Origin of the sequence: Mycobacterium sp. (assembly GCF_035506235.1) — a bacterium.
Taxonomy (GTDB): Bacteria; Actinomycetota; Actinomycetes; order Mycobacteriales; family Mycobacteriaceae; genus Mycobacterium.
On record NZ_DATJPU010000314.1, the window covers coordinates 1 to 26,527 of the forward strand.

The window sequence follows — 26,527 nt, forward strand, 5'->3', positions numbered from 1 at the left end:
CCACCTGTGACGAGCACCTTCTCGGGAAAAGCCGCCCGGATCAGCCGCGCGCAGTGCAGCGCCATCGTCTCCTGGTCGGTGAAGATGTTCGAGATACCGATGACGTCGTAGTCCGCCGCCACCGCCACGATCCGCTCGTCGTCGACGCCCACGCGCAGAAAACCGCTGGCCAGCGGTGTGGGATTGGCGAACAAATCGTCGAGCGGATCGTCGCCGTCACCGACGCAGGCATCGAAGATCCGCACGTCCACGCCGTGTGCCCGCACCGCGCCAGCCAGATTGGGGTAGGCAAGCGACGCATTCGGCTTGCACGACTGTCCCTGGGCCGTTTGTACCGGTGGGGAAAGCAACAGCACACGCACCTCACGAAGACCCATGACAACAAGGCTATATGACCTTAAAGTCTTTGTTTGAAAGTACCGGGAACCCAATGCGCGGACCGGTGGGAGGAGTCGATGACCATCAATGGTTACCGGAATCCACTAGCTCTGCCACACGAGTCGGAGCGGGAGCGCGACGCCCGCGAAAGGCTCAGCCACCTGCTTGCGACCAGTCCGATCCTCCCCGAGTATCTGATCGACAACCTCGCCCTTTATCTGCGCCGGCACCAGCTGAGCGACCTGCTTTCGATGGCCGAACTGTACAAGATGATCCTTGACGTGCCTGGCGTGATCATGGAGTTCGGCGTCCTGCACGGCCGCCATCTCGGCACGCTGACTGCCCTGCGCGGTATGTACGAGCCCTACGACACCACGCGATGCATCGTCGGCTTCGATTCGTTCACCGGGTTCCCCGACGTCTCGGATGTCGACCGCGTCAGCCCTAGCGCCGTCGCCGGTCGGTTCGCCACACCGACGGGTTACCCGGCCCACCTGCGCGCGGTCCTAGAAGCTCACGAAGGGGTCGAGCCCAGCGGGCATATCCGTCGCAACCTCGTCGTCGAGGGCGATGTGCGCGAAACGGTACCAGAGTACCTATCCGCGCACCCGGAGACGGTGATCGCCCTCGCTTACTTCGACCTAGACGTGTACACGCCGACACGCGTCGTGCTGGACGCGATCCGGCCGTACCTCACTTGCGGCAGCATCGTCGCCTTCGACGAGATCGGCTACCCGCGGTGGCCCGGCGAGACCATCGCCGTGCGGGAGGTTGCCGGGCTCGCCGACGTGGCACTGCGCAAACTGGCGACTCCCCGCGATCCCCCAGTTGTGTACCTGCGTTGGGCCACTTGACGACCGTGCGATGTTGGTGATCCGACGCCGCCTGTATCCGGCAGTGAGTTACCTGGGCGGGTCGAGCCACAAGTTGGCCGCGTCCAGCCAGCGGTCGATCTGCGGCATCGGCAAAGCGTTGCGCACGCGGGCGCTGGTCATGTGCGTGATCGTCGGTTCGCAGGCCAAAATCGGCACGATGGCCGCGTCGGCGAGGACGAGCCGATCGACTTCGTGCCACAGATCCCAGGCGCGGTCGGCGTCCGGTTCGGACAATGCGCGCAGTATCAGCGCGTCAACCTCGGGATTGTGATAACCGCCGTAGTTGCTGGTGCCAGGTTCGAAACCGGACTGAAACATCGGTTGGACGTAGGCCCGACCGTTGTTGCCAAACCAGTCGGGGGTCCAGGCGGCAGCCGTGATGTCCCAGTCACCCGCCTCGGCTCGTGCGGGGTCTTGCAGTACGCGGTAGTACTCGTCCGCAGCGCCGGGGAACACCAGCTCCACGGTGATTCCAACTGCGGCGAGATCGCCGGCGAGCGCCTCGGCGAGCGAGTCGTGTGGCGAGTCCTGACGGCAAAGCACCTTGAGGCTGAGCCCGTCGGCGTAGCCCGCCTCCGCCAGCAACGCACGGCTGCGGTCACGATCCCCACGATCGCCCGGCGTCGAGTAGAGGTCGTAGTCCCGGTGCCCAGTGTTGCCTGGCGGGATCACAGTGTGGGCCGGAACGGTCACGGTCCCGATGTTCATGTCGTCTAGGAACTTGGCCATGCCCGCCTTATCAATCGCGTACGCGATAGCGCGGCGCACGGCGAGGTCGCGTATCGCCCCACCCTTGTTCGGGCTGTGCATGTTGAACGCTAGGTAGGGGTTCAGCGCATACCCGACGTGGCGGCCGACGTCCAGTACCCGGCGGTCCTTGCTGATGACGGGTGCTCCCCACGAAAGATCCGCTTCACCGCTCTCCAGCGTCCGTTTCACCTCTGCGTCGCTGACCTTGGCCATCACCACCTCGATCGCGTCGACGTATTGGTGGCGGATCTCATCAGTTTCCTTACGCCAGAAAGGGTTTCGCTCCATCCGGATGAACTGTCCCGGTCGGTAGTCGGTGAGCCGGTAAGGCCCGCACGACCGGACGTTGTAGATCCACTCGGCACTGTCCGGGACGAACTCGTCGTACTCCGCCGGCGCCGGAGATGCGAACATCATCGAAAGTATGTTCAGCATGTCGTTAGCCGGCCGGATCAGCTCGACGACGAGAGTCTTTTCATCCAAGGCACACAGACCGGGGATCTCATTGGCAATTTGATAGTCCGCCAACGCGGTGGCGGTCGGCGTCACGCCCTCGAATGCGGCACGGTATCCCTCGGCGAACTCGGCCATGCCTTGGATCGTGCTCGTAAAGAAGCTGATCGCTCCCGCCCCCGCTACGGGGTTGCACATCCGTTTGAATCCGCGGATGACGTCGTGAGCAGTGACCTCTCGCGGTGGCGCCGTGTCCCATAACGTCCCAGTGCGCATCCGGATCGTGTACCGACGGCCGTCCACGCTGAGCCCGCCATTCTCCTCCGTCGGCATCTCGACCGCCAAGTCGGGTATCGGTCGCAGGCCAGACTCGTCGAGCGCGGTCGGGTAGCTGAACAGCTGCCGGGTGAACAGGCGGATCAACTGGTGCGAGACGGCATAGTATGCCGCGGCGGGATCGACGTGGTCCATGCCACCCGGCCCGAAATATCGGAGCGTGCCGCCATACCGAGGTGTCGAATCCACTGTCTCGCACCGCCTTTCCGCTGTGGGCTGGTGGCCGCCGTGTCAGCCCTGCGCCGGCATCTTGCCCAGCCACCACGAGCTGCATCGGGCCCAGGCGATGGTGGTGGTCAGCCCTTCCTCCAAGGTGGTCTTGCTTTTCCAGTCCAGCAGCGTCTTCGCCTTCGATATGTTCGGTACGCGGCGGCGTACGTCCTCGTAGGCATCACCCAGCGCGATACTGGTGTCCAGCGCCGTCGGTTGCAGGTCGGAGCCGGCGAGCTTCGATACGAGCCGCACAGCGTCGATTACAGACGTCTCGCAGTCACTGCCGATGTTGAAGCTCTGTCCGTCCGCCGCGGCGGTCGCGGCCGCCCGCAGCGTCGCCTCAACCGCGTCGTCGACGAAGGTGAAGCACCGCGTCTGCGCACCCCCGTCGTAGAGGAGCGGCGGCTGTCCGCTCACGACGCGGTGGATGGTTCTGCTGAGCACATAGGCAGGCCGCTGGCGCGGTCCATACAAATTGAAGTAGCGCAGGATCGACGCGCGCAGCCCGCGATGGCGCGTGTAAGCAAAGGTCATGTGCTCGGCGGCGGCCTTGCTGGTCGCATACGACCACCGGTCGGCCGACGTGCTGCCGAGGACCCTGTCATCGTCCTCCGACCAGGGGGGAGCTGGGTTGCGGCCGTAGATTTCGCTGGTGCTGGCGACCACGACCTTCGCCTCCGCTGCGAGCGCGGCCTGCAGGACGTTCTTCATGCCGATGACCGAAATCTCGATGACGTCTAGCGGGTCGTTCAGATACTTGTCCACTCCGACCAGCGCCGACAGATGAAACACAGTGTCTACCTCTGGCGTTACCACCGAGCCGAGCGCTTCGCCATCCCGGATGTCCGCGACGACGTGGCGGATAGCGGAAGTGTCGCAACGCATGTCGGGCGGCAAGGGCGCGCGGTCGTACACGATGACTTCGCGCCCCTCCCGAACCAGCGCCTCCACCAGGTTGCTTCCGAGGAAGCCGGATCCTCCAGTAACGACGACTGGCCCAGCCATCGTGTTCACCGCCCGATCCCGCGGTAGCGGAAGCCCAACCTTGTCATGCGCTCGATCTCGGCGCGCGGGTAGTACATCCGACCGTCGAAAACGAGACAAGGCATCGCGACACGGTCGCGCAGCCACATCATGTCGATCTCACGGAACGGACGGTGCCCGGCGAGCACAGCGACAGCATCGACGCCCGCGACAGCCGCGTCGAGGTTGCGTGACGGGGAGAGCCCCAGTTCCGCCTCGATCTCCGCCGGATCGGCTAGCGGATCGAAAACCCGTAACTCGGGGCCGGCAGCCTGCAACGACCGGACCACTTCGCGCACCGGCGTGTTACGCATATCGCCGGTACCGCTCTTGAAGGCGACGCCCAGGATGGCGACCCGCGCAGTCGCTGGGTCGCGACCCATCTTGAGCAACTCATCGAAAATCGTCACGCTGGTGTACTCGGGCATCGCATCGTTGATCCGGCGCGCGGTCTCAATGGTCTCGAGGGCGACACCTCTGTCGCGCCCGGCCCGCCATGTCATCCAGGGGTCTTTCGTCAAGCATGATCCGCCCACACCAACGCTCGGAAGCAAAATGTTCACCCGGCCGTCGCCTTTGGGCAGCGAGTTCGCTGTCCTGATCACATCGAGCACGTCGACATCGAACCCCGCACAGAACCGGGCGAGTTCGTTGGCGATCGCAACATTGCAGTCAATCCACCAGTTACTGGCCAGCTTGACGACCTCGGCGACGTCAGCAGAAGCCACAACCTGCACCGACACCTCCATCGCCGACCGCCAGAAGGCAGCGGCGGCGTTGGCGCTGTCTTCCCCTAAACCGCCGACCACTACGGGCAGCTCGCCGAGCTGCGCCAGGGCGCAACCCTCGGAGAGTCGCTCTGGGCAGTAAGCCAGGCCGAAGTCCTGGTCGGGAACCAGCCCTGACCCGGCGAGAATGGGAGCGACCAGCGTGCGCGTGGTTCCCGGGGCCACGGTGCTCTTCACCACCACCAGCTGACCCGGCCGCAGCCGCGAACAAAGTTCCCGGCACGCCTGTTCCAGGGCGGTGATGACAACCGCGCCTGATTCGTCCACGGGAGTCCCCACCGTGATCAGCACGACGTCGACGTCGCGGGTCACGTCGTAGTCGGTCGTAAACGACAACCGGGACGAGCCCACGCAGGTGGCCATCGCCTCGGCGAGGCCCGGTTCAGGGACCGGGGAGCGACCAGCCCTCAGGTCGTCGACGAGGTCGTGGTCGCTGTCGACGCCTACGACTGTGTTTCCCCGATCGGCCAAGGCGACCCCGAGGCATGTACCGATGTAGCCGAATCCGACAACGGCGACGCGCGACCTTGGGAGGCTGGAGAAGAACCGCATCAGCCGCCTTCCTGCCGTGGCGCCGCCATACGCGTTCATTCACAGCAGCCGAACTTGCTCTACTACATGATTCTATAGCACATGAAGCGATTGTCGAGACATGAGCACAAGCGTTTGATCGTCATAAAGATAAAAGATATAGTGATGGTATCGATGGTTCGGCGTCGCGAAAAACTTGGGCGCTTTGCTGGTTTCTGTGCGACCTGAGTATTCGAGTCGCTCGGATACCTGCCAGGAGGTAACCAGATGAGCCTCAGCAGTCGCGAAACTTACCTACTCGACGCAGCCGAGGCGATACAACATCGATCGCGTGCTCAGCACGTCTCGATGAATCACAGGATTCGGTTGACTATCCTCGAGCAGTCGCACCGTGCCAGGTTCGGCCACATCGGCTCGGCACTGTCTATTGCCGACATCCTCACTGCCCTGTATGGCGGGGCGCTGCGTGGAGATGGCGCAAACCGTGAGCGATTCATCCTGTCGAAGGGCCACGCGGTCCTTGCGCTCTACGCGGCGCTTTACGAAACCGGGCGCATCGATCGGGTGACACTCGAGAGTTATTGCGGGGATGGAAGCGCACTCGGCGCGCATCCTGAGCACGCGCTAGAGGCAATCGACTTCTCCACCGGCTCGCTCGGGCATGGTCTGTCGTTCGCGGCCGGCTCTGCCCTTGCGGCTCGCATACTCGGGTCGACTCGGCGCACGTTCGTTCTGCTCAGTGATGCGGAGCTCAACGAGGGATCGGTCTGGGAAGCGGCAATGTTCGCGTCGCACCAGCGTCTCGGTTCGCTCGTCGCCATCGTCGACGTCAATGGGCAGCAGGCCTTGGGGCATACCCGCGACATCCTCGACCTCGAGCCCCTCGGGCCGCGCTGGCAAGCATTCGGATGGTCGGTGCACGAAGTCGACGGCCACGACGTAGACGGCCTGCGCGCCATTCTCGATTCGCTTGACCGCACCTCGTCGCGGCCGCACGTGTTGCTTGCGCGCACCACCCTGGGTCGTGGTGTCTCCTTTATGGAGAATCAAGTCGGCTGGCACTACTGGCCGATGTCCGAAGAGCAGTTCATTAGTGCGGTCGCCGAGGTCACCGACGCGGCGTCTGCCCAGGCCGCACCGGATCGGTCGCGATGAGAAACGAATTCGTAAACACGCTCGCCGAGCTGGCGCAGCGCGACCCGCGCATCGTCTTGCTGACTGGCGACCTCGGATACGGTGTGCTCGAGTCGTTCGGCGAGCAGTTTCCGGACCGCTTCTACAACGTCGGTGTCGCGGAACAGAACATGGTCGGTGTCGCGACTGGGCTCGCAGAGTCGGGCATGATTCCGTTCGTGTACTCAATCGCGACGTTCGCGTCTATGCGCCCGTACGAATTCATCCGAAACGGCCCGATTCTGCATCAGCTGCCCGTGCGAATCATCGGAGTAGGGGGCGGATTCGAATACGGCAACAACGGCGCAACCCATTACGCGCTAGAGGATGTCGGAGTGCTGCGCCTGCAGCGGGGACTGACGGTCATCGTTCCGGCCGACGCGTACCAAGCTCGGATCGCGTTGGTGAACACGTACGCGTTGCGACGACCGATCTACTATCGCGTTTCGAAGGGCGGTCCCGAGATTCCCGGCCTCCACAGTGATTTCGAGCTTGGCCGGCTTACGACAATGCGCGCCAGCGGGGAAATGGCACTGATTGCCCTTGGGCCGATCGTCACTGAGGTGTTAGCAGCAGCTGATCGGCTCGCAGCAGACGGCATCGATGCGGCAGTGGCAGTGGTGACTAGCTTCAATCCATCGCCCGGAGAGGAACTCGCCGAGTTCCTGTCCGGACGGTCGGCTGCGGTGAGCGTGGAGTCGCACTTCCTGGATGGCGGGCTTGGCACGCTCGTGGCCGAAGTTATTGCCGAGCATGGACTTTCGACCCGCTTGCTACGCTGCGGGATCGACGACCTGCCGCGTGGGTCAACCGGCTCCCAGCGATTCCTCGAAGAGCAATTCGGTCTCTCCGCCAGCGCGATTGCGGACACGGTCAAGTCTGCGCTGGAATGCGTGCGCTGACCGTATGGCGATGCGCGCACTCGTCACCGGCGCAGGAGGCTTCATCGGCGCGAACCTTTGCCGGCGGCTTCTACACGACGGCCACTCGGTGCACGCCGTCGTTCGGCCCGCCGCCGACACGTGGCGGCTCGCGACGATTCGCAGCGAGATCACGCTTCATGAGCGCGACCTGCGCGATGCCGTCGGACTGCGGGCGACGCTTGACAGCGCTCGAGCCGATTGGCTGTTCCACCTCGCTGCCCATGGCGCCTACTCGTGGCAGACGGAAACCGGAGCAATCTTCGCCACCAACGCTCTGGCGTCAGCGGAGCTTGTCGAAATGGCCTGCGCACGCGGCTTCGAGGCATTCGTTCAGGCCGGGTCCGCTTCGGAATACGGCTTCAAGAACCATCCAGCGGACGAGTCGGAGTGGATTGACCCGAACAGCTCCTATGCCGTGAGCAAGGCGGCAGCGACACATTACGCGCGGGCCGCGGCACTGGCTCACGGGGGCCACATCGTGACGCTGCGCCTTTGCTCTGCTTACGGACTTTGGGAGGAGCCGCGTCGGCTGATTCCCACCCTCGCGATGTTCGGGCACCAGGGGCGGCTGCCTCCACTTGTCGATCCTGAGACCGCATTTGACTTCATCTTTGTTGACGACGTTTGTGAGGCCTTTGTTCGCGCCGCATGCGCAACAGACCTCGAGCCAGGCACGGTGTTTAATGTCGGCAGCGGCGTTCAGACCACGCTGGCCGAACTGGTCGAACTTGCGCGCAACGAACTCGCCATCGACGAACAACCGTGCTGGTCGACGATGGCGTCGCGGCCGTGGAACACAACCTTATGGGCGGTGGACTGCACGCGGATCCACACAAAGCTTGGCTGGTGGCCGCGCTGGAGCCTGGCAGAAGGTTTTCGTTCAGTTGTCGACTGGCTCAGTCAAGATTCACTGACGCGTGCGAGATACGCACACGCGATGACAACACCGCTCAAACGGCGCCCTGCCTCCGGCTACTGAGCTGGGCCAATACTGCATCGGCCGCTCGGGGGGCGCCGCCGGCGCACCGAATATCACGTTGCATGTCCTTGACTCTGGTCAGAATAGCGGCGTCGTCGGCGACTTCCTCGATGGTGTGATGCAGGCACTCCGCATCGAGCCGGTCCGAGTCGATGCGGCGGCCGAGTCCCAGCTCGACGATCCGTCTGGCCATCGGCACCACGTCGAACGCGTGCTCGGGAATGGCCACCAGCGGCCTGCCCCAGTGGAGCGACTGCATCACCGTACCCATGCCTCCGTGCGTCACACAGATCTGCGCACGCTCGAGGACCGCAAAGTGCGAAATCCAGTTGTGCGCCTCGATGTTCGCCGGCAGCGGCCCCAGTTCAATTGGGTCGACGCGGGAGCCAAGTGTCATCACCACGTGCCAGCGGCCTTCTGCGAATGCGTCGACACAATCGCGAAAGAACTCGGGATGGTCGTTGAAGCTGGTCCCGAGCGAAACGAGTACCACTGGCCGATCATCCGGAGGCGTCCAGTGATCGTCTCGTCGCCCCTCCAGGCATGGCCCGATGAACATGAAGCGCTCGTCGAAGGTGTCACCGGCGAACTGAAAGGCCCGCGGGATGAACACCAGGTTGAGGTCTTCAACGCGATACCAGAAGTCTTCGGGTGAACAATGCACGTCGCGAGCTCCGAGTAGGTTCGCAAACGCCGTGCGGAAGCGTTCGAGCGTCAGCGGCCCCGGAATCCCCGAGGCGTCGATCATGTCCTGATAGAACGAGTACGCGTGGTTGGTGGCGAAGCCGACGCTCAGCCGCACCGCCGGGCGGTTCCACCGATAGGCCAACAGTCGTCCGGCGATGAACGCGAAGTCCTCGTACAGGACGACATCCGGTGGAGACCCATCGAATGCGGCTTCGGCGGCACGCAGGATCTGCAGGTTCTCCTGCAGATACAGCATGTGCGGGAGTGCGCCGTCGTCGTTGGCAGCGAATACTTCGGCCGGGTCTAGCTCCGCGATAGAGGTGCCATAGTTCAACACCGATGCTCCAACCGCAGATGCGAGGTGGGCGAACTCGGTGATCGTCACGTGCGTGAGCCGGTGCCTTCTGTGTGTCAGCTCCGCGACGACCGGCAAGACGGGATATACGTTGCCGGCATGGGGCCCGGTCATGAGGAGCGCGTCGCATCCCACAGTCATGGTCATGCCGGGCGCACATCCCCGGGGTGAACCGTTGCAGCCATACTTAAAGTATATATGGCAATTTGTCCCCCATACGCTAGGTTCGCTATTCCTGTTAGTAGGAGATTAGCCTTGTTCTCCAAAGCCTCAGGCATGCGCATATGCTATCTATAGTTCAACTATTATCCATGCGATCCGCGCACCAACGGTCGGGAGTAACCGATGAGCCAGCATCACATCCTTGTGGTCAACGTTCAGGGACACGGTCACGTCTATCCGTCGCTCGGCCTAGTCAGCGAGCTCGCCCGGCGCGGGCATCGCATCTCGTTCGTGACGACACCGCTGTTCGCCGAGGAGGTCGCCGCTGTTGGCGCCACGGTCGTGCCCTACAAATCCGAGTTCGACAACTTCCACGTACCCGACGTCGTAAAGCAGGAGGACGCCGAGACACAGCTGCACCTGGTGTATATCCGCGAGAACATGGCCGTCCTCCGAGCGGCCGAGGAGGGGCTACGCGACGACCCGCCCGACCTCGTCGTCTACGACGTGTTCCCGTTTATAGCAGGGCGACTGCTGGCCAAAACCTGGAACCGCCCTGCCGTACGCATGGGCGGCGCCGCCGAGAACGAGCATTACTCAGTGTTCGAGGCGCTGTGGGCCAGCAACGGCCAGCGCCACCCGGCCGACGTCGAGGCGGTGCACGCGGTGCTGGTCGACCTGCTCACTAAGTACGGCATCGACACGCCAGTGAAGCAGTTCTGGCGCGAGATCGAAGATCTCAACATCATCTATCTGCCGAAGTCGTTTCAGGTCTTGCCCGAGACGTTCGATGAGCGGTTCGTCTTCGTCGGGCCGAGCTTCACCGGGCGGCTAGAGGATACGAATTGGCAGCCACCCCATCGGGACGCGCCAGTTTTACTCGTTTCGCTCGGCAATCTGTTCAACGAGCACCCGGACTTCTTCAAGGCGTGTGCGCAGGCCTTCGCCAATACTCCTTGGCATGTGGTCATGGCGATCGGTGGCTTCCTCGACCCGGCGACGCTGGAACCCTTGCCGCCCAACGTAGAGGCGCACAAGTGGGTGCCCTTCCACACCGTCCTCGAACACGCGACGGCGTGTCTTATCCACGGCACTATCGGCGCAACGATGGAGGCCATGGATATGGGCGTACCACTGGTCGTCATGCCGCACTTCGCGACAGAGGCGGCCCCGTTTGCGCAGCACGTCGTCGACCTGGGCCTCGGGTACGAGCTCCCGGCCGATCAGCTCGACCCGGCCAACATCCGGGCGGTCGTGGAGCGGCTCGTGGCCGACACCGGGGTAAAGGAACGGGTCCTGCGCATGCAGCGTGACATCAAGGAGTCGGGCGGACCGGCCCGGGCAGCCGACGAGATCGAGGCGCATATGAAGCGCTTCACGCAGTGACACCGCGCGTCGGCGCGTCTATCCGCCCGCCAGCGGCGCGATGATCTCGACCCGGCTGGAAGGCTCGAGCGGCACGTGGTCGGGAGGGGTCGCACGGTTTACTTTCTCGCCGTCAACGAAGAAGAGGTGGTAGCGAAGCAGGTCGCCAGCAGGCGAGTACAGGCGATAAGCGGCCTCGGGGTACGAGCGCACGAACGCCGCTAGGAGCTCCCCGAGGGTGGCCGCCGGTAGCTCCGAACGCACGTTGCCCGAAGTGACTTTGTGCCAGCTGCCAGGGACGACGAGTTGCGGCACGGAACCTCCTCACGGGTCGCGGACGCAGCGGAAGCCGGTAGCGAAGCAGGCCCATCCGGTGGGGTCGCCGTGGAGGCGTTCGCTCGTCCGGGTCTGGAAGCGCAGGCTCATCCAGGAGCCACCACGGATGACGCGGAAGTGGCCCATCACGCTAAGCAGCGAGTCGTCGCAGGCGGGCGACGGGCCATACAGCCGGCTCTGCGACGCTGTCCACTCGTAGACGTTGCCCGCCATGTCCGCCACCCCGTAAGGGCTGTCGCCATGGGGGCTGAACGTGCCGACCGGTGTGGTCAGCGGCACCGGGCCGGTGTCGCGCGTTAGCGCCTTCCACCACGCGCGCCACTCGGCGGCGCTTCGAATGGCGTCACCCAATCGCAGCTCAGTACAGTTCGCTCGGTCGCGAGACCACTCGTCGCCCCAGGGCCATAGCCGGTAGTCGGGTCCGCGGGCGGCCAATTCCCACTCTGCCTCGGTCGGTAGCCGCTTACCCGCCCATGCGGCGTACGCTTCGGCGTCCTCAACCGCGATGTGGACGACGGGGTGGTCGTCCGGCGGGTCGTAGTCGATATCCGGGCCGGCTGGGTGGCGCCAGGACGCACCGGGGGCTTCCTGCCAGTAGTCCGTGCCGTACACAAGGCTCCAGCCGCGGCGCTCGGCGACGGTCCGATATCCGGTGCTCGCGGCGAATGCCGCGTATTGGGCGACCGTGACCGGATGGCGATCGATCGCGAACGGCACAACCGCTACAAGTGTCTGCGGCGTCTCATCTCGGAACCACGGCGTGGGAAGCGGCTGGCCCTCCTCCTCCAGCCATTCGAGCACCCACTCCGGCGATCCCAGGTCGAATGTAGCCCTGGGGACGAGCACGGATTCATCCGTATCAACGCTAGTGCGCGCCGCTGTCCCAAAAGGGTCCATAACTAAATAATAATATAGTTGTTGAGTTGGTGTCGGCAATGTCCCCATTGGGATTGCCCCTGGGCCGCTGGCAGTGCCTACGCCACCACTCGAATGACCACCAGCTTCCTGGCGATGTGGTCAACCGGCTGTGAAAAAATGCTGTATCTGGTTGCCAGACAGCCGAAATGATCGCTAGCATTACTTATATATTCGATAGTCCGCTGTTTCAACCGCGCCTGATGGTGATATGACCCGCTGAGGAGCGACGCCATGCTTGCGACCGAACAGCTACCCATTCGGTTGGACGGCGGCGTAGCGACTGAGCTTGAGCAGGCGGGGCTTACCGTGGCCCCGCCGTGGTGGAGCACACGCGCGCTGCTAACCGAACAGAAGCGCCGTGTGCTGCGCGGGGTGCATGCCGACTACCTCGCATCCGGGGCCCAGCTCATCACCGCGAACACCTTCCGCTGCAACGTGCGTGCACTACGCGCCGTTGGCCGCATCGACGGGGCCGGGTTAGCGTGGATGGTGCACGCCGCGGTGGGCGTGGCCCGTGCGGCCCGCAGCGAAGTCGGCTCCGCCGCGCTGATCGCCGGCTCGCTGGCGCCGGCGGAGGATTGCTATCGCCCGGACCTCGTGCCGACCGACGACGAGCTCCGCGACGAGCACGGCTGGCTCGCAGCCGAGTTGGTGCGCGCGGGCGTTGACGTGATCTTGATCGAGACGATGAACAGCGAACGCGAGGCTCGGATCGCACTCGAGCAGGTGCTAGCTTGCGGCGGCCGTGGATGGGTCAGCTTCGTTTGCGGGTCGGGTGGCCGGCTGCTGTCCGGCGAACCGGCGGCAGCCGCCGCGAGCGCGGTAGAGGCCGACGGCGCCGATGCCGTGCTCGTAAACTGCACATCGCTCGGTGACACCGAGGACGCGTTGCGGCGAATCCGCGACACGTGCGGGGGCCCGATCGGCGCCTATCCCAACATCGAAGACCGCCCGCACACTTACCGCAACGGCCGCCGGGCAGTAGCGACTACCCCCGAAGAGTTCGCGGCGGTTCTTGGACGATGGCATGACGAACTCGACGCAGCGCTACTCGGCGGCTGTTGCGGTGCCGGACCCCCACACATCGCCGCACTGCGCGACCGGCTTGATGGGGCAGCGTAGTTCACTCGCACCGGCCTGGACCTTCCGCGGGGTGGCGAGATCAGCCGCGACGGATGCCGACGAAGATGCCGCGTCCGGTCAGCCAACCGAGCTGGTAGTGCGCTGTGCAGCCAGCGTCCTCGAACGCCGCGAGATATTCCTCCCGCGTGAACAGCGTGAAGACTTCAACTATGTCGAAAGACCGCAGACCCGACGGATCCCCGACCAGCCAACGCACCTGCATATGCGCTGCGCGGTCGCGCTTCTCGGTGTACGAAACGCGCGCTAGCACGCGGTCGCCATCGTGCACGAGATCGCTGCCCACGTAATGGTCGATATACTGCTCGGGCAACCACCACGGCTCCACAAACAGCATGCCGCCAACCATGAGGTGGTCCGCCATGCGCTGCACCACGACCCGCATCTCCTCGACGGTGTTGAGATAGCCGACGGCTGTGCAAAGGCATGTCACCGCGTCGTACGAGTGATTGAGGTCGAGGGTTCGCATGTCCTGTGGGTGGATCGGCACGCCGGGGAGTCTACGAACGGCTCGGTCACGCATCGCCGGCGCGACCTCGACCCCTTCGACATGTTCGAAGCACGTGCGAAAGGTCTCCAGGTGGGCGCCGGTCCCGCACGCCACGTCGAGCAGCGAGCTCGCGTTCGGCCGTCGTCGACGAATCAGGTTGGTCACGTCGCGTGCCTCAGCCGCCCAGTCCTTACCGCGGCTGCGATAGGTGACCTCGTAGACGTCAGCATGCTCGGGGCCGAACATTGGCTTCGCACAGGACATTTCGACGGTCATACTACGACTATACATCTTTAAAGTGATGTTTTGGGTCGTTGCTCAGTCTCCAAAATCGCTAGTTTCTGCGGCTGCCCTAGGCCCTGCCGTTCCTCGCGTTCTGTCAGCTTTCGGCTGGCGGTTCTGCACCGGTATAGAACGCGACGGAAGCGTCGGCGATCTTCGCAGTCACGCTCGGGTTCGCGATTTGGCGGTCATCCAATGTTTTCTGCCATGCTCGGACGGACTTCTCGATCAGCTCGAGGCCCTCCGGCGATTCCATCCACCAACTCTTCTCGGGCATGTTTCCTTGGAGGTACGTCCCCAGTGCCACCAGTGCTGGATCCCATCCGGGGCCGACGGCGAGCGCGAAATCGGCAACCTCGGCCACGTCAGCCGGTCCGGCGTGGGCGAGCTCGAGATCAGCGCTGTTGGCGTTTGCCTGAGACAAGCTCAACGCCACTTGCTGAGGAGGGTTGTCCCCATACACCCAGGTGACCCGGACACGGTGGGGCGGATCGCATTCGAGGATCTCGCCGCCGGCATTTCCCTCGAACTGGTACGTCCCCCCCGATCGCAGCTCTCCTGATATGGGTAGGAAGAATTCCTTCAGTCGGTCAGGAGACGTAAGGGCATCCCATAGTTCCTCGACCGGCACGTCGTAGTGCCTTCGGAGGATCACCACATAGCGCTCCCCGTCGGACGCAGGCTGCCGCTCAACGTCGCGGCTCGTATCAGACACCCAGCGTCCGATGTCAAACATGTTGTCCTCCCAGGATCTCGAGCTGACCACACTACGCCGCGAACTGCTCTTCAAGCCAACTTTGCCACGAGGCGGACTCAGCGGTGAGATTACGGAACCGCTCCGGATCAACGACATACTCGTACCGGGTTAAGGCCGCGGCGTAACAGGTCTCATCGGACGCGGCGCGAAGGAAACCTGTCTGGGTACGTATACCGAGCACTTCGAGGTGTGGGTGGCTCATTCGTAGGTCTACGACTCCGCTGATACTCTCTCCGGCTCGTCCGCGGGGCTGAAGTGTTAGCTCCTCTCCCACAGCGACTTCTTTGCGCACGCCCAAGGCTCCGACCAACCTCTGGTACGCGCGGAGTCGCTCCATGGACCGAGAGACAATGGCCACCGTTGTCGCTGAGGGCATAGGGGCGAAGTGCCTGAGGTACTCGGACAAAGTATGGAGGTACACATCCCAGCCGGATTCGTAAACCTCCTGGTCGACCACTGGGAAACCCTCTTGGCGCACGTGCAGTGTCGTGGGCGAATCGCCTGTGATCCAGAACTCGAGGCCCGAGAAGGGTTCAGGTTCTGAACGGAAGGCGTCGTCGAACTCTGCCCCAAGCATGATCCGCCGACCTGGCTCGTAGATGAGGACCCGGCCATCTTGGAAGTTGCCGCCTCCGAAGTGCGCGCGGCCGACTCCTCCTAGGCGCGATTCAAGCTCGTGCGGTACGAACCAGGCCGACAGGCCGGCTCCCGTGGCGACCATGTCCCAGACCTGGCTCCGGGTCGCATCCAGCTCGATCTCCTTTACGAGGGCCATGACATTCTCCTAGTGTGGCGTTTGTTTCACTACCTTGCACCGCTGCTACCGAATTCAGCTCTGCATACCTCGCCCAGGATCCGCTGCACCGTTTGTGCGGGAGAGGGCAGCGAAAGCATCTCGGTTCGCACGACCGCGGTTTTCGCAGTGAGCTGTTCATCCTCGATCAGCGTGTTGATCAGCCCGGGGCTGACCTGGTCGGCGGTGCTCACCAGCCCGATTCCGAGTTTGCGGACGGCGTCTCGCCCACTGTGCTGGAACATGTCCCTAGGATCCGGAGCCAAAAGCTGCGGTATGCCGGCGTCTATAGCCGTCATTATGGTCCCGCCGGCGCCATGGTGTACCACGGCGGTGCAGTCGCGGAACAGGCGACCGAGCGGCACCCAACCCACTGAACGGACATTCGGCGGCAGTTCGCCGAGGGGCGCGACGTCGATGTCGCCGAGCGCGAGGACGAAGTCGGCGGGTACCTGTGCGGCAGCGGCCAGGATTGACTCGACTGCACCGAGGCCGAACGCCTGCAGCTCGATCGTGCCCATCGTCACCGCGACCTGGGGACGATCTCCGGGTGATCGCCAACCATTGAGCACCGCGCCCCCGCCATAAGACACCCATCTCATGAACCAGCCCTCTGGTTCTCGGTCGACGAGCATGCTCGGCGGAAACGACTCGATCGTAACTGCGCGCTTCGGAAGCGTGGCGGCGATCTCGTACTTGTCGAGCAAGTCCGTCAGGAATCCGGCGATAGCATCGTGCATTTCCCGGGTCTCAAGGGCGCCGTGGTTTCGCTGGATGGCGGGCACGCCCGCCCAGGCCGCCGCAATGAGACCGGCCGTCGCGCCCTGCTCGTAGACCACGAGGTCGGGCTTGAACTCGTCGGTGAGCGCTATGAGACCGTCAATCAGCGGCCGATTGACGGCAGCTATCTGGACCGCCCACTCCTCGAGGTTGACCGCGGGCAGGGTCGCCACGGTCGACGTGAAGTCGGGATTGTCCTTGGCGACCTGCTCGAAAACTGCAACGGAGCTGAAGTCCGGCGCGACGTCCACGACTTCGAGCCCGCATGACGCAGCCCGACTGGCATGCTCCGCCGTGGCTATCACCACCTCGTGGCCGTTCGTGCAGAACGCCCAGGCCAACTGAATCAACGGGAACAGGTGCCCTAGCCCCGGCGATGATACAAACAGAACTTTCATCGCCGGGACCGGTTGTTCAGGGTCATTCGGACCATGATGGCTGTCGTGACGGCCAGCTCGATCATCGTCAAACAGCCACCGTCGCGCGCTCACCGACGATTGCCTCCTGTAGTTGGAGGTGCACGCCGGTCAGGCGTCCCGTACCGGTGCCGTCCTTGGTGACCAGAGGGGTGTCGACGCCGTGCATCCGCAGCTCGGTGCCCGTGGGTTGGACGTCTATAAGCCGGCCGCTGATGTGCACGGAGTTATCCGCATACAACACCCCGCGCGGGGTCGCGATCTCGAAATTCGCGTCGATGTTGAGATCGGCCGGGAAGGCGAGCACACCGAAGCTTGTCTCGGTACCGTCACCGACAGTGCCCGCCGACGGCCGCGGCCAGCTGGCGCGCAGCATGATCCGGCCCCCGAGCGCGCTTGAGTAGCCCGTAACTGCCACACGTGCCAGCTGAGCGAAGACGCCGGATCCTTCCTTATGCTTCTCGGGCCCGAAGAGCAGGATCTCTGCGCCGGCCGCCTTTCTAAAATCCCCTGATACGTCGACAGTTTCGGTCTTTCCGTCGATCTCGATCGTGATCTTGCCCTCGACCGTGATCTGCATGATCGCCGAGGGATCGACCAAGAACGACATACAGGGGCCGGTACTTTCCGCAAAGAAGGCCGCCGGCTCGGCATCGGGAATGACCTCGTTCTCGTCCGTGGCGGGATACCAAGCCTGAGGAAGGTTCTGCCCGGCTACCACGCCGGTGGCCGGGACCACGACCAGCGGCCCGTCGCCCCGGGGCGTGCCGAGGTACGGGCTTGACAGCGGCTTCTTGTACGGCGGAATCTGCTCGATGACAGCCTGCATCGAGATCACGTCCTTGTGGACCATTCGCGTGGTGGTCGTCTCAAGAATGCCGAACCGCCGAATGTGGAAGTGCGCCGGGAAGTTGTATCCCGGGACCACTTGGCGGACGTAGCCCGTGTTTGGCTTGAAGGGATTCGAGAGCACCTGAATGCGGTCGTCGAGCGTGTAGCTGTAGCCCTTGATCCCGATTTCGGGTGCGCTGATTAGCTCGGTCTCGAACTCGGCACGGCCATCCTGGTCAACACGATGCCGGAAGCCAGGCATCGGCCACTTGTTCATCTGGACGAAGCCTGACAAGTTGATCGTCTCGCGCTCGCCCGTGTAGTAGTCGCTACCGAACACGACCGTCGCCGCCGCCAGGATGTGAGGCTGCAAAGGGACAGGTTCGATGTTCAGCGATTCGTACGTCTCGCGGTCGGTGGTTTCCCGGATGTTCAGGCTCACCTGACTACCTCCTGGCTCGCTCCTGCGCTGATCGATACTCGAAGGCCACGCGATCGTGGCTGCGGCGGCGTTCGAGGCGGACGCCAAAGTCCTTGAAATTATTATAGTAATCTTTAAATGAGCAAGGTCAAGTAGCTTGTTATAGCCCGACTGATTGAGCAAGGAGAACCTTATGCTTGATAAAGAATCAGTATTTGATGGCAGTCGAAGTGGGCGAATCCGCGCCCTGCACGTACCGGGTCAACACCTTTGCGGACTGACCTGGCTGGGCGATCTGCTGTGGTACTCAGACGGACGGCTCGACGAAATCGTCGCCATCAATCCGCAGACGGGCGACGTAGTCAAACGGCTGCCCTGCCCCGGCGTGCGCACCGGCCTGACTGCAGCTGATGGAGGACGCATGCTCCTCCAAGTCGTCGGGGGCGACAAGCGACTGCGCGCGCTAGATCCCAGCAGCGGCGATGTGCTCGGCCAGTGTCCCAATCCGCGACCGGGCGGGGAGCTGTGTGGCCTGCAGGCAACAGCCGAAGGCCTGTGGACCGGCTACCGGGATCCACCGACGATCGACCTGCGCCGGCATGGCGATCTCAAGTCACTTGCAAGCTTTCCCGTGACCGAGGACGTGGCCGACCTCACGGTCGCCGGATACCTTGTCGTATTCGCTAACCACCGCGATGCGCGGCTGAACGTCCTCGACCCGGACACCGGCAAAATCGTTTCCGTCATCCCGGTGAGCGGCGCTCCGACGGGCGTCACCTGGGACGGCTCACGACTATGGTATTGCGACCATGCCGGGCGCCGCCTGTGCGCCGTCGAGCTCGGCGGCGCAAAAGAGACCGTGGCATGATCGCGCGGCTTTACCTCGTCTGGCGCGCGCTTGTCGTTCCGGGGATCGGGGTCGCCTACGTCATGCCGGCGGCACTGGGCGCGGGCGTGATCCTTCTGGCGAGCGGGCACGATGCCGCGGGCAGGTTCCTTGCGCGGCGCTTCGTGGCGATGATCGAGCGCCTCGGGCCGACGTTTATTAAGGTCGGACAGGTTGTCGGCACACGTCGGGATTTTGTCCCGGCTGCGCTCTGCGAGGCGCTCGACTCGCTGGCCGACTCCGCCGCTCCCATGTCGCCGCACGACGTCCGCGCGGCATTGCAAGATCTGTACGGGCAGGACCTCGGCCCGTTCGAAGCGATCGCCAGCACCCCACTGGCGAGCGGGAGCGTGGCGTGCGTCCTCGTGGGTACGTTGCGCGACGGCCGGGCGGTCGCCGTCAAGCTTCAGCGGCCGGGGATCCGCCGCGTGATGGCAAGTGACCTAGCCATCGTCCGCGCGATCGGCGTCGGCATGGCGTGGCTGCCGCCGTTCCGCGGCATGCCCGTGCGCGAGATCGTCGGCTACGTCTGCGACGCGGTCTACGCACAGCTCGACTTCGAGCGCGAGACACACGATCTGAGCCGGTTGCGGGCCAACCTCGCATCGGTGCCGCGCGTGTGGGTGCCCGCAGTCGAGCACGACGCCACTCGCCCTGGCGCGATCGTCATGGAGCTCATCCCCGATCTCGACGCAGGCGCTGCCGCCAAAGCGAGCTCGATCGCCCAAAAGCATTACGCTGCAAAGACACTCGCCGCGATCTACCGCATGCTTTTCGTCGATGGGTTCGTCCACTGCGACATGCACCGCGGGAACGTCTACTTCGCGCACGGTCAGGTGGTCATTCTCGACGCCGGTTTCGCAGTGACACTCGAGGATCGCATCCGACGGCTGTTCGCCGAATTCTTCTTGAGCATGAGCCTGGGCGACGGCGAGCGCTGCGCGCGAACCGTCATCGAAAGCGCGGCCACCATCAGGCCTGACGCCGACCTCGACGGCTTCACACGCGGCATGGTCGACCTCGTGGCCCGCAACGCCGGCGCGCCAGCCAGGGAGTTCAGCCTCATCGGCTTCGCCACCGAACTGTTCGTACTACAGCGCACGTGCGGGCTGTACGCCGCCAGCCAGATCGTGTTCCCACTCCTTTCGCTGCTCGTTATCGAGGGCACGATCCGCGATCTCGACCCCGACATCGATTTCCAGCGCGAGGCGCAACCGCTCCTAATGAAGGGACGCTTCGACGCCCCCCACGAACCATGGCCGAGCACGGCTCGTCATCAACCGGGCTTGGTCAACTAGACAAGCTGGTCAGACCGCCTCTGCCACCACCACCGACATCGGCGTGCAGGTCGGCAGAACCCGGCACAGCTGCAGCCCGGCCCGCGCGATCAGGGGTTCGAGCTCGGCGGCGGTGCGCTCCCCACCCGTCAGCGCGCCCAACATCATGAAGTCCATCGCTTTGCTGTCATGCGGGCGGGGGTCCGGCGGCGGGATCGCATCGATGACGAGCACCCGCCCATTGGCGCGCATCGCCCGTCTGCAGTTCTCGAGAATTCGCACGCTCTGGTCGTCGTCGTAGTTGTGGATGATCCGCTTGAGTAGGTAGACGTCGGCGGGCGGGACCGCCACGAAAAAGTCGCCTCCGACCACGTCGACGCGGTTCGCGACACTCGCTGGCGTCAAGCGGTGCTTGACCACCTCGTCGGGCTTGTCGAACAGCACACCACGCAACGACGGCCGGATTTCCAGAACGGCTCGGAGGAACCCACCGTAGCGTCCACCGATGTCTGCCACCGTGCCTGAGTCAGGCAGCTCGCACGCGCTGGCGACGAGTTGGTTCTCCGCGCCGGACACGGCTTCCATCCCGTCGTAGAACAAGGCGGCCTTGGCCGGATCGGACTCGAAATACTCCGCCAGCGTGCATCCCACTATCGAAGCGAACGACGGGTCCTTCGCCCGAATGGTTTCGGCCACAACATGACTCGTATTCCAGAACATGTCATCGGTGAGCATCAGGATGCCGGACCGAGCCGACTTGGGAGAATCGGTGCGAAGCGCGCTTCCCGCAGCACTGAGCCGGAAACGGTCACTGCCCTCGGCCGCGACAATCCCCCGGGCCGCGAGCATCCGTAGAACGCGACGCAGGCCGGCTACATCGCAACCCACATCGGCGGCGAGACTAGCGACGTCACGCGGTTCATCGGCCATGTGATCGGCGACTCCGATAGCCGCCGCCGCGCGCAGTGCAGCTGCGTAGGTGTATCCAATCGCCTCCCCAAAGAGGAAGAGCGCGGACCGCTCCACATGCATCCGGCCTCCCGCGGCTGACATCGGGTAACGGCCGCATCCTCAGGAGAATGCTCCCGCACACTAACTATATGTTATACAAGCTTTACCCATCGGCGAAGCCGTTGCTTTGGCTTCGTTCGCGCGGCCGCACGATGCCGCTGACCATGAGAAGGAGGGCATGGTGATACCGCTGTTTCATGTGGCGCTAGCCGAGGAGGAAATCCTCGCCGGGGTGGCCGAAGTGCTGCGCAGCCGTCAGTTGGAGCATGGGTCGCGTGTCGAGCGGTTCGAGCAAGCGGTCGGGGAACGCCTGGGCAATCCGCGCGTCGTGGCCGTCAGCTCGGGTACATCGGGGCTGCAGCTTGCGTTAGACGTGGCGCTGCGCCGTGGATGCCACGCCGGCGCGCTCCCCGGGCGCGGCGAACCAGGTGAGGTGCTCTCCACACCGCTGACCTTCGAGGGCACGAACTGGCCGGTGCTCGCCCTCGGGCTCAGCCTCAGTTGGGTCGACGTCGACCCCTCGACACTCAATATGGATCTAGACGACCTAGCGCAAAAAATCCGTCCGTCGACGCGGGCGATAATGGTAGTGCACTGGACCGGCTACCCCGTGGACCTGGACCGGCTGCGCCAGGTGCTCGACCAGGCCGAGGCGGCCCATGGCGTACGGCCCGTGGTCATCGAGGACGCGGCCCAAGCATGGGGAGCCACCTACCGGAGCCGCCCACTGGGTAACCACGGCAACCCTTGCGTCTTCAGTTGCCAGTCCCTGAAGTTGCTAAGCTGCGGCGGCGGTGGGCTGGTGGTCTTTCCGGACGACGAGCAGCGCGAGCGCGCGATGCGGCGGCGCTGGCTGGGCATCGACCGGGCCGCGGCCGACCGGATCGCTGGTCGGTACGACGTCCCTGAATGGGGCTACCGCTTCACCATGCCGGAGATTAACGCCACGATCGGCGCGGCCAACCTCGGCATCGTCGACGACCTGCTCGCGAGCAACCGCGCGAACGCCGCGTATTTCGATGCGCATCTGGCCGGAGTGCCCGGCCTCCGGCTCACCGAGCGCGCGGCCGATCGGGAGCCGTCTTTCTGGCTCTATCCGGTCAGGGTGGACGACCGATCGGGGTTCATGAGGCGGATGGCGGACGCGGGCATCGCGACCAGCGTAATGATCCGCCGCAACGACGCACACAGCTGCGTCCGGCAGTACCGCGCCCGTCTTCCCGGCATGGACGAGGTCGCAGATCAAATGGTCAATATTCCCGTCGGCTGGTGGCTCTCGGAAGAGGACAGGAAACACATAGTCAGGACGATCCAAGCCGGCTGGTGAGCCGACGATTTCGACCGCGCGCGCACCGCCAAACCGGAAAATTTTTATACTATTCTCAAGCGATCTGAGTACATCGATTTACCATTTACTGACGATCCAGTCTGGGAGGTGAGACCGCGATGGACGCCGCAGAACCAGATGTGCAGCCCATGTGGCCGACCGGAGCGAGCGACGAGTACATGAGCGCCCGGATGACACTGGCGAAAGCGGAGCGAGAGCTTCGCGATCGGATCGAGCAGGTGGCGGCGGCCCGGCGGGCGCTACCAAAGGGCGCCGTCGTCGAAGACTACGCCCTCGCCGAGGGCCCAAACGACCTCGGTCGCGCAGGTCCGATCCGAAAGACACGGCTGTCGGAGCTGTTCGGCGACCACCAATCGCTCGTTGTCTACCACCTGATGTACCACCCGGACGACCACGAGGCGTGCCCGATGTGCTCGATGTGGGTGGACGGCTTCCATGGTGTCGCACATCACCTGACGCAGCACACCGCGTTCGTCGTCATCGCTAAGGCACCGTTGCCAAAACTGCGGTCGTGGGCACTGCAGCGCGGTTGGGACGGGCTGCGGATCCTGTCCAGCCACGGCACGTCGTTCAACGCCGATGTGCGCGCGGAGCATCCGAACGGCGATCAGCGGCCGATGATGAGCACGTTCGTCTGCGACGGCTCCACCATCCGTCACTTCTACACGCTTCCAGCTAACTTCGTCGACGGCGCCGAGCGCGGAATCGACCTTCTCTCGCCCGTGTGGAACATCCTGGACCTGCTGCCCACCGGCCGCGGCGATTGGTATGCGGACAACGACTACGCGGGGCGCCGTCGTGGAGGACAGTCGTGATGACGCATACCTTGACATCTTCGACCCTGCGAGCCGCGAGCTGGGATGAGATCCGCGACCTGTTCGCAGCCACACCTGGGACCATCCATCTGAACACCGGCACCGTCGGCGTCATGCCTCATGCGGTACTGGAGGAGTACGACCGGATGACGCGCGAATGGACGGGCGGTCTCGCCGATATCTATCGCCCGACGATGTTCACCGAGCACCGCACTGCCATCGGACGGTCATACGGGGCCGACGTGGACGAGATCGTCATCACCCACAACACGACCGAGGCGGTCGCCCGCATTATCAACGGGCTCGAACTCGGCTCCGACGACGAAGCGATCGCCACCACGCACGAGTGTTACTCGGTGCTCTCCAATTTCAACCTGGTTCGCAATCGGTTCGGCCTGTCACTGAAGGTCCTTACCCCGCCGTCGGGCTATCACGTCTCGGCCGAGGAGATCGTCGCACTCTTCGAGGACGCGATCACGCCGCGCACGAAAGTGCTTGCATTCTCGGCGGTCAGCTTGTGGACGGGAACGCTCATGCCCGTGCGCGCGATATGCGAACTCGCACATCGACATGGGCTCATCACTGTCATCGACGGCGCGCTGATATCGGGAATGCTCAATGTGAATCTGCGCGAATCTGGCGCGGATTTCATTGCCTGTTCCGGCTCGAAGTACCAATGCGGGCCGCTGGGCAGCGGAATCCTGTATATCCGGAACAAAGTGCTTCCCGACTGTAGCCCCCTTCCGTTGCCGACACTCTGGCCGATCATCTCCACGTGGTATCCGATGATCGGTGATACACCGCCGCGCTCGGCTACGTCGGTCGAAAGCTACAACATCGCCGACTACTTGCAGAGCGCCGGCAGCGCGAACATCGCCAGGGGCGGCGCGCTGGCAAAAGCGTGCACGATGTGGGATGAGATCGGCCGCGACCGGATCGAGTCCCGCGTGATGGAGCTTGGGGACCATGCCCGGGAACGGGTTCTCGAGCGCTTCGGCGAGAACTCAATGTATTCCCCTTGCTCCGATAAACGCCTGCGGAGTCCGCTGGTGGCCTTTAACCCGTTTCGGGAGGCGGCCGACGCCTGGAACGTCAAGAAGATCACCGCGTTGACAGACATTCTCGCTGCCGAGCATCGGATCTGGATCCGATGGACGGAATTCGACGTGCCGGATTCGCCCCACCAGCACTACGCTGCGCGCATCTGCACGCACATATTTAACGACTATGACCAGATCGATCGAGCGGTGACCACCATCGCCACCGTCGCCGAGAAGCTATGATGGCGCAGATCCCTGCCACCGAAAGGCTTTTCAGACCCTCCACCATCGACAGCGCGAGCGGTACCGCAACTGGCACGCTGCGGCTGATCGGCCCGGCCAGCATCGATTGTCTTGATCCCGCAGCGGCCCAACCGCCTCACATGCGCCAGGTCATGCGTCTGCTCACTCGCCAACTCCTCTCCCATGAGCCGCGTCCCAATCTGCACGAGTGGCGCGCCATTTCGGCCGTTCCCGACGCTGCCGTCGACGTTCCCTCGACATACAACATGGGCCTCGGCGCTAGCCATCGCTGCTATGTTGTGCACCTGCGCCCGCGCGTCATGTGGGCGACGACGCCCCCGCGAGCAGTAACAGCACACGACTTCATCCGCGGCTTGAAGCGAATGTGCAATCCGTGGAGCCGCCCGCCGGGGCTCACATACTTCAGAAGCGCAATCCGCGGGATGGCAGAATTCTGCGACGGATTCAGGGCTGCGGTGCTCCCGGTCGGGCCGAAACCAGAGCTGTTCGCCGCCTACCAGAACGCACACGAGATCGAGGGAGTGTTCGCGCTCGACGACGAGACGTTAGTGATCGAGCTCGTGCGGCCGACTCCGGACTTCGTCGAGATGCTCACGTTGACGTGTGCCTCGGCGGCGCCCGTCGAGTACGACGCGTTCTTGCCTGGCAGTATGGAGCTGAGCCGAAACCTGATCTCGAACGGACCTTATCGGGTGGCGCAGCTTATTCCGGGCGAACGGCTGCGCCTTGAGCCCAACCCCGCCTGGCAACCGGACACCGATCCGCTGCGCAGCCAGCGGCTGGAGGCCATCGAGATCACGGTGGAATCAGCCACGCCGAAGCACATTGCCAGGGCGATCAACTTCGGGATGGCCCACTTGCCGTGGGGCTCACCGATCTGTGATTCGGTGGCCCTATCCGGCTCGAAAGTCAGCTGGGCGCTAGACCCGTACGTAGTGTTCAACTTCACGGGCCCTTCGACTGAGCTGCGTAATCAGCTTGTGCGCCAAGCTATTTCGGTGGTGATCAACAAGGCCGCTCTGGCGGACATTTGCCGCGCGTGCTCCCCACGCGCAAGCGTCCAAGTGGCCGACTCAATCGTTCCGCCCAACAATGACGCCCACGAACCTCCGCCCGCCGGCGGCGCGGCCAGCCGCGGCGATGCTGCGGCCGCGCGCGAACTCCTCACCCAGGCGGCGCACGCGGAGGGTTTCACGCTCCTGGCCGTTCACGGCCCACAAGAAATTGAGCGCCGTGTAATGCGTTCGATCGCGTCCGACCTCGGTCGCGCAGGAATCGACATCCGGATTCGCCAGGTGGACAGAGGCGACGTCGAGCGCCTAGCCGCGGGCGTGGCACCGACGGGCCCTTGGGACCTCACCACCCGCAGCTGCTCAGCCGACTGGCACCACGACAACGGACGGGTCTTCCTGCAGTCATTGTTCGAGACCGAGGCGGTTTGCAACGTGGGCGGATTCAGCAACCGCGAGGTCGATGAGCTGATCGTTCGAGCGCTCGAACTGGCCATCGACGCGCCTTCGCGGGCCGTCGGCGCCTGGCAGGACGTCGAACGCCGGGTGCAGGACATGACGGTGGTCGTCCCGCTGCTCTTCCAGTCTCCGGCGGTTCACCAACGCAACGGCCATGTGCTCAACGCGATGCCGATGCCTGCGCTCGGCTTCTCCGACGACCTGGCGTCGCTGTGGCTGACGGATCGCCATCGGAGCAACGGCGAGATAACGGAGGGATGAG

General features: G+C 63.9%; 25 protein-coding genes. 12 read left to right on the top strand and 13 right to left on the bottom strand.

The annotated features are described in order from the left end of the window. On the bottom strand, positions 1-377 hold a 377-nt coding region (locus tag VMD50_RS29075; RefSeq protein WP_325433327.1), incomplete at its 3' end, for a radical SAM protein. A 78-nt stretch (positions 378-455) separates the two neighbouring features. On the opposite strand from VMD50_RS29075, the gene VMD50_RS29080 reads away from it, so the two are divergent. Further along, positions 456-1,232, top strand: a complete 777-nt coding sequence (locus tag VMD50_RS29080) for a class I SAM-dependent methyltransferase (protein ID WP_325433329.1) — start codon at positions 456-458, stop codon at positions 1,230-1,232. Positions 1,233-1,280: 48 nt separating this feature from the next. Here the strand turns inward: VMD50_RS29080 and VMD50_RS29085 are convergent, their stop codons facing one another. Genes VMD50_RS29085 through VMD50_RS29095 form a run of 3 tightly spaced genes read right to left on the bottom strand, consistent with a single transcriptional unit; the run spans position 1,281 to position 5,407 of the window. Then, positions 1,281-2,981: an ABC transporter substrate-binding protein gene (locus VMD50_RS29085; protein ID WP_325433331.1), complete on the bottom strand. Its 1,701-nt coding sequence runs from the start codon at positions 2,979-2,981 to the stop codon at positions 1,281-1,283. A 42-nt stretch (positions 2,982-3,023) separates the two neighbouring features. After that, a complete protein-coding gene (locus VMD50_RS29090) occupies positions 3,024-4,010 on the bottom strand; it encodes an NAD-dependent epimerase/dehydratase family protein (protein WP_325433389.1) in 987 nt (328 codons plus the stop codon). A gap of 5 nt (positions 4,011-4,015) precedes the next feature. Then, positions 4,016-5,407 carry a nucleotide sugar dehydrogenase gene (locus VMD50_RS29095; RefSeq protein WP_325433333.1) on the bottom strand — a complete coding sequence of 464 codons (1,392 nt, stop codon included), beginning with the start codon at positions 5,405-5,407 and terminating at the stop codon, positions 4,016-4,018. A 207-nt stretch (positions 5,408-5,614) separates the two neighbouring features. On the opposite strand from VMD50_RS29095, the gene VMD50_RS29100 reads away from it, so the two are divergent. Genes VMD50_RS29100 through VMD50_RS29110 form a run of 3 tightly spaced genes read left to right on the top strand, consistent with a single transcriptional unit; the run spans position 5,615 to position 8,422 of the window. Beyond that, positions 5,615-6,502 (top strand): transketolase, encoded by an 888-nt coding sequence (locus VMD50_RS29100; RefSeq protein WP_325433335.1) that lies wholly within the window; start codon positions 5,615-5,617, stop codon positions 6,500-6,502. Continuing rightward, positions 6,499-7,422, top strand: coding sequence for a transketolase family protein (locus VMD50_RS29105; RefSeq protein WP_325433337.1), 924 nt, complete (start codon positions 6,499-6,501; stop codon positions 7,420-7,422). The genes VMD50_RS29100 and VMD50_RS29105 overlap by 4 nt, the downstream gene beginning before the upstream one ends. Before the next feature lie 10 nt (positions 7,423-7,432). Further along, positions 7,433-8,422 carry an NAD-dependent epimerase/dehydratase family protein gene (locus tag VMD50_RS29110; protein ID WP_325433339.1) on the top strand — a complete coding sequence of 330 codons (990 nt, stop codon included), beginning with the start codon at positions 7,433-7,435 and terminating at the stop codon, positions 8,420-8,422. On the opposite strand, the gene VMD50_RS29115 is transcribed toward VMD50_RS29110, so the two are convergent. Further along, a complete protein-coding gene (locus VMD50_RS29115) occupies positions 8,394-9,611 on the bottom strand; it encodes a macrolide family glycosyltransferase (RefSeq protein WP_325433341.1) in 1,218 nt (405 codons plus the stop codon). The genes VMD50_RS29110 and VMD50_RS29115 overlap by 29 nt on opposite strands. 198 nt (positions 9,612-9,809) lie before the next feature. Here VMD50_RS29115 and VMD50_RS29120 point away from each other — a divergent pair, with 198 nt between their 5' ends. Continuing rightward, a complete protein-coding gene (locus VMD50_RS29120; RefSeq protein ID WP_325433343.1) occupies positions 9,810-11,012 on the top strand; it encodes a macrolide family glycosyltransferase in 1,203 nt (400 codons plus the stop codon). 18 nt (positions 11,013-11,030) lie between these two features. Here VMD50_RS29120 and VMD50_RS29125 read toward each other — a convergent pair whose 3' ends face one another. Both VMD50_RS29125 and VMD50_RS29130 read right to left on the bottom strand, forming a co-directional pair. Next, on the bottom strand, positions 11,031-11,306 hold the full coding sequence (locus VMD50_RS29125) for a MoaD/ThiS family protein (RefSeq protein ID WP_325433345.1): 276 nt from the start codon (positions 11,304-11,306) through the stop codon (positions 11,031-11,033). Positions 11,307-11,315: 9 nt separating this feature from the next. After that, on the bottom strand, positions 11,316-12,173 hold the full coding sequence (locus tag VMD50_RS29130) for a formylglycine-generating enzyme family protein (protein ID WP_325433347.1): 858 nt from the start codon (positions 12,171-12,173) through the stop codon (positions 11,316-11,318). Between the two features lie 303 nt (positions 12,174-12,476). Here VMD50_RS29130 and VMD50_RS29135 point away from each other — a divergent pair, with 303 nt between their 5' ends. Next, positions 12,477-13,367, top strand: coding sequence for a homocysteine S-methyltransferase family protein (locus VMD50_RS29135; RefSeq protein ID WP_325433349.1), 891 nt, complete (start codon positions 12,477-12,479; stop codon positions 13,365-13,367). 40 nt (positions 13,368-13,407) lie between these two features. On the opposite strand, the gene VMD50_RS29140 is transcribed toward VMD50_RS29135, so the two are convergent. From VMD50_RS29140 to VMD50_RS29160, 5 genes are all read right to left on the bottom strand, one after another. After that, positions 13,408-14,151 carry a class I SAM-dependent methyltransferase gene (locus VMD50_RS29140; protein WP_325433351.1) on the bottom strand — a complete coding sequence of 248 codons (744 nt, stop codon included), beginning with the start codon at positions 14,149-14,151 and terminating at the stop codon, positions 13,408-13,410. Between the two features lie 103 nt (positions 14,152-14,254). Next, positions 14,255-14,893, bottom strand: coding sequence for an SRPBCC domain-containing protein (locus VMD50_RS29145; protein ID WP_325433353.1), 639 nt, complete (start codon positions 14,891-14,893; stop codon positions 14,255-14,257). A gap of 31 nt (positions 14,894-14,924) precedes the next feature. Further along, the gene (locus VMD50_RS29150; RefSeq protein ID WP_325433355.1) at positions 14,925-15,689 is read right to left on the bottom strand and encodes an SRPBCC family protein; all 765 of its coding nucleotides are present in this window, start codon (positions 15,687-15,689) and stop codon (positions 14,925-14,927) included. Between the two features lie 29 nt (positions 15,690-15,718). Continuing rightward, on the bottom strand, positions 15,719-16,885 hold the full coding sequence (locus VMD50_RS29155; RefSeq protein WP_325433357.1) for a nucleotide disphospho-sugar-binding domain-containing protein: 1,167 nt from the start codon (positions 16,883-16,885) through the stop codon (positions 15,719-15,721). A gap of 67 nt (positions 16,886-16,952) precedes the next feature. Continuing rightward, a complete protein-coding gene (locus VMD50_RS29160; protein ID WP_325433359.1) occupies positions 16,953-18,176 on the bottom strand; it encodes a DUF6004 family protein in 1,224 nt (407 codons plus the stop codon). A gap of 154 nt (positions 18,177-18,330) precedes the next feature. Between VMD50_RS29160 and VMD50_RS29165 the strand changes: the two genes are divergently transcribed. After that, entirely contained in the window at positions 18,331-19,023 is a 693-nt protein-coding gene (locus VMD50_RS29165; protein ID WP_325433361.1) for a YncE family protein, read from the top strand. Beyond that, the gene (locus tag VMD50_RS29170; RefSeq protein ID WP_325433363.1) at positions 19,020-20,339 is read left to right on the top strand and encodes an ABC1 kinase family protein; all 1,320 of its coding nucleotides are present in this window, start codon (positions 19,020-19,022) and stop codon (positions 20,337-20,339) included. Before VMD50_RS29165 ends, VMD50_RS29170 begins: the two co-directional genes overlap by 4 nt. A gap of 9 nt (positions 20,340-20,348) precedes the next feature. Here the strand turns inward: VMD50_RS29170 and VMD50_RS29175 are convergent, their stop codons facing one another. Continuing rightward, positions 20,349-21,371, bottom strand: a complete 1,023-nt coding sequence (locus VMD50_RS29175) for a methyltransferase (protein ID WP_325433365.1) — start codon at positions 21,369-21,371, stop codon at positions 20,349-20,351. Positions 21,372-21,456: 85 nt separating this feature from the next. Between VMD50_RS29175 and VMD50_RS29180 the strand changes: the two genes are divergently transcribed. From VMD50_RS29180 to VMD50_RS29195, 4 genes are all read left to right on the top strand, one after another. After that, positions 21,457-22,656, top strand: coding sequence for a DegT/DnrJ/EryC1/StrS family aminotransferase (locus VMD50_RS29180; RefSeq protein ID WP_325433367.1), 1,200 nt, complete (start codon positions 21,457-21,459; stop codon positions 22,654-22,656). Positions 22,657-22,775: 119 nt separating this feature from the next. Next, positions 22,776-23,492 carry a DUF899 family protein gene (locus tag VMD50_RS29185; RefSeq protein ID WP_325433369.1) on the top strand — a complete coding sequence of 239 codons (717 nt, stop codon included), beginning with the start codon at positions 22,776-22,778 and terminating at the stop codon, positions 23,490-23,492. After that, positions 23,492-24,775, top strand: a complete 1,284-nt coding sequence (locus tag VMD50_RS29190) for an aminotransferase class V-fold PLP-dependent enzyme (RefSeq protein ID WP_325433371.1) — start codon at positions 23,492-23,494, stop codon at positions 24,773-24,775. Before VMD50_RS29185 ends, VMD50_RS29190 begins: the two co-directional genes overlap by 1 nt. Further along, the gene (locus tag VMD50_RS29195) at positions 24,775-26,526 is read left to right on the top strand and encodes an ABC transporter substrate-binding protein (protein ID WP_325433373.1); all 1,752 of its coding nucleotides are present in this window, start codon (positions 24,775-24,777) and stop codon (positions 26,524-26,526) included. Before VMD50_RS29190 ends, VMD50_RS29195 begins: the two co-directional genes overlap by 1 nt. The last annotated feature ends 1 nt before the right edge of the window (position 26,527 follow it).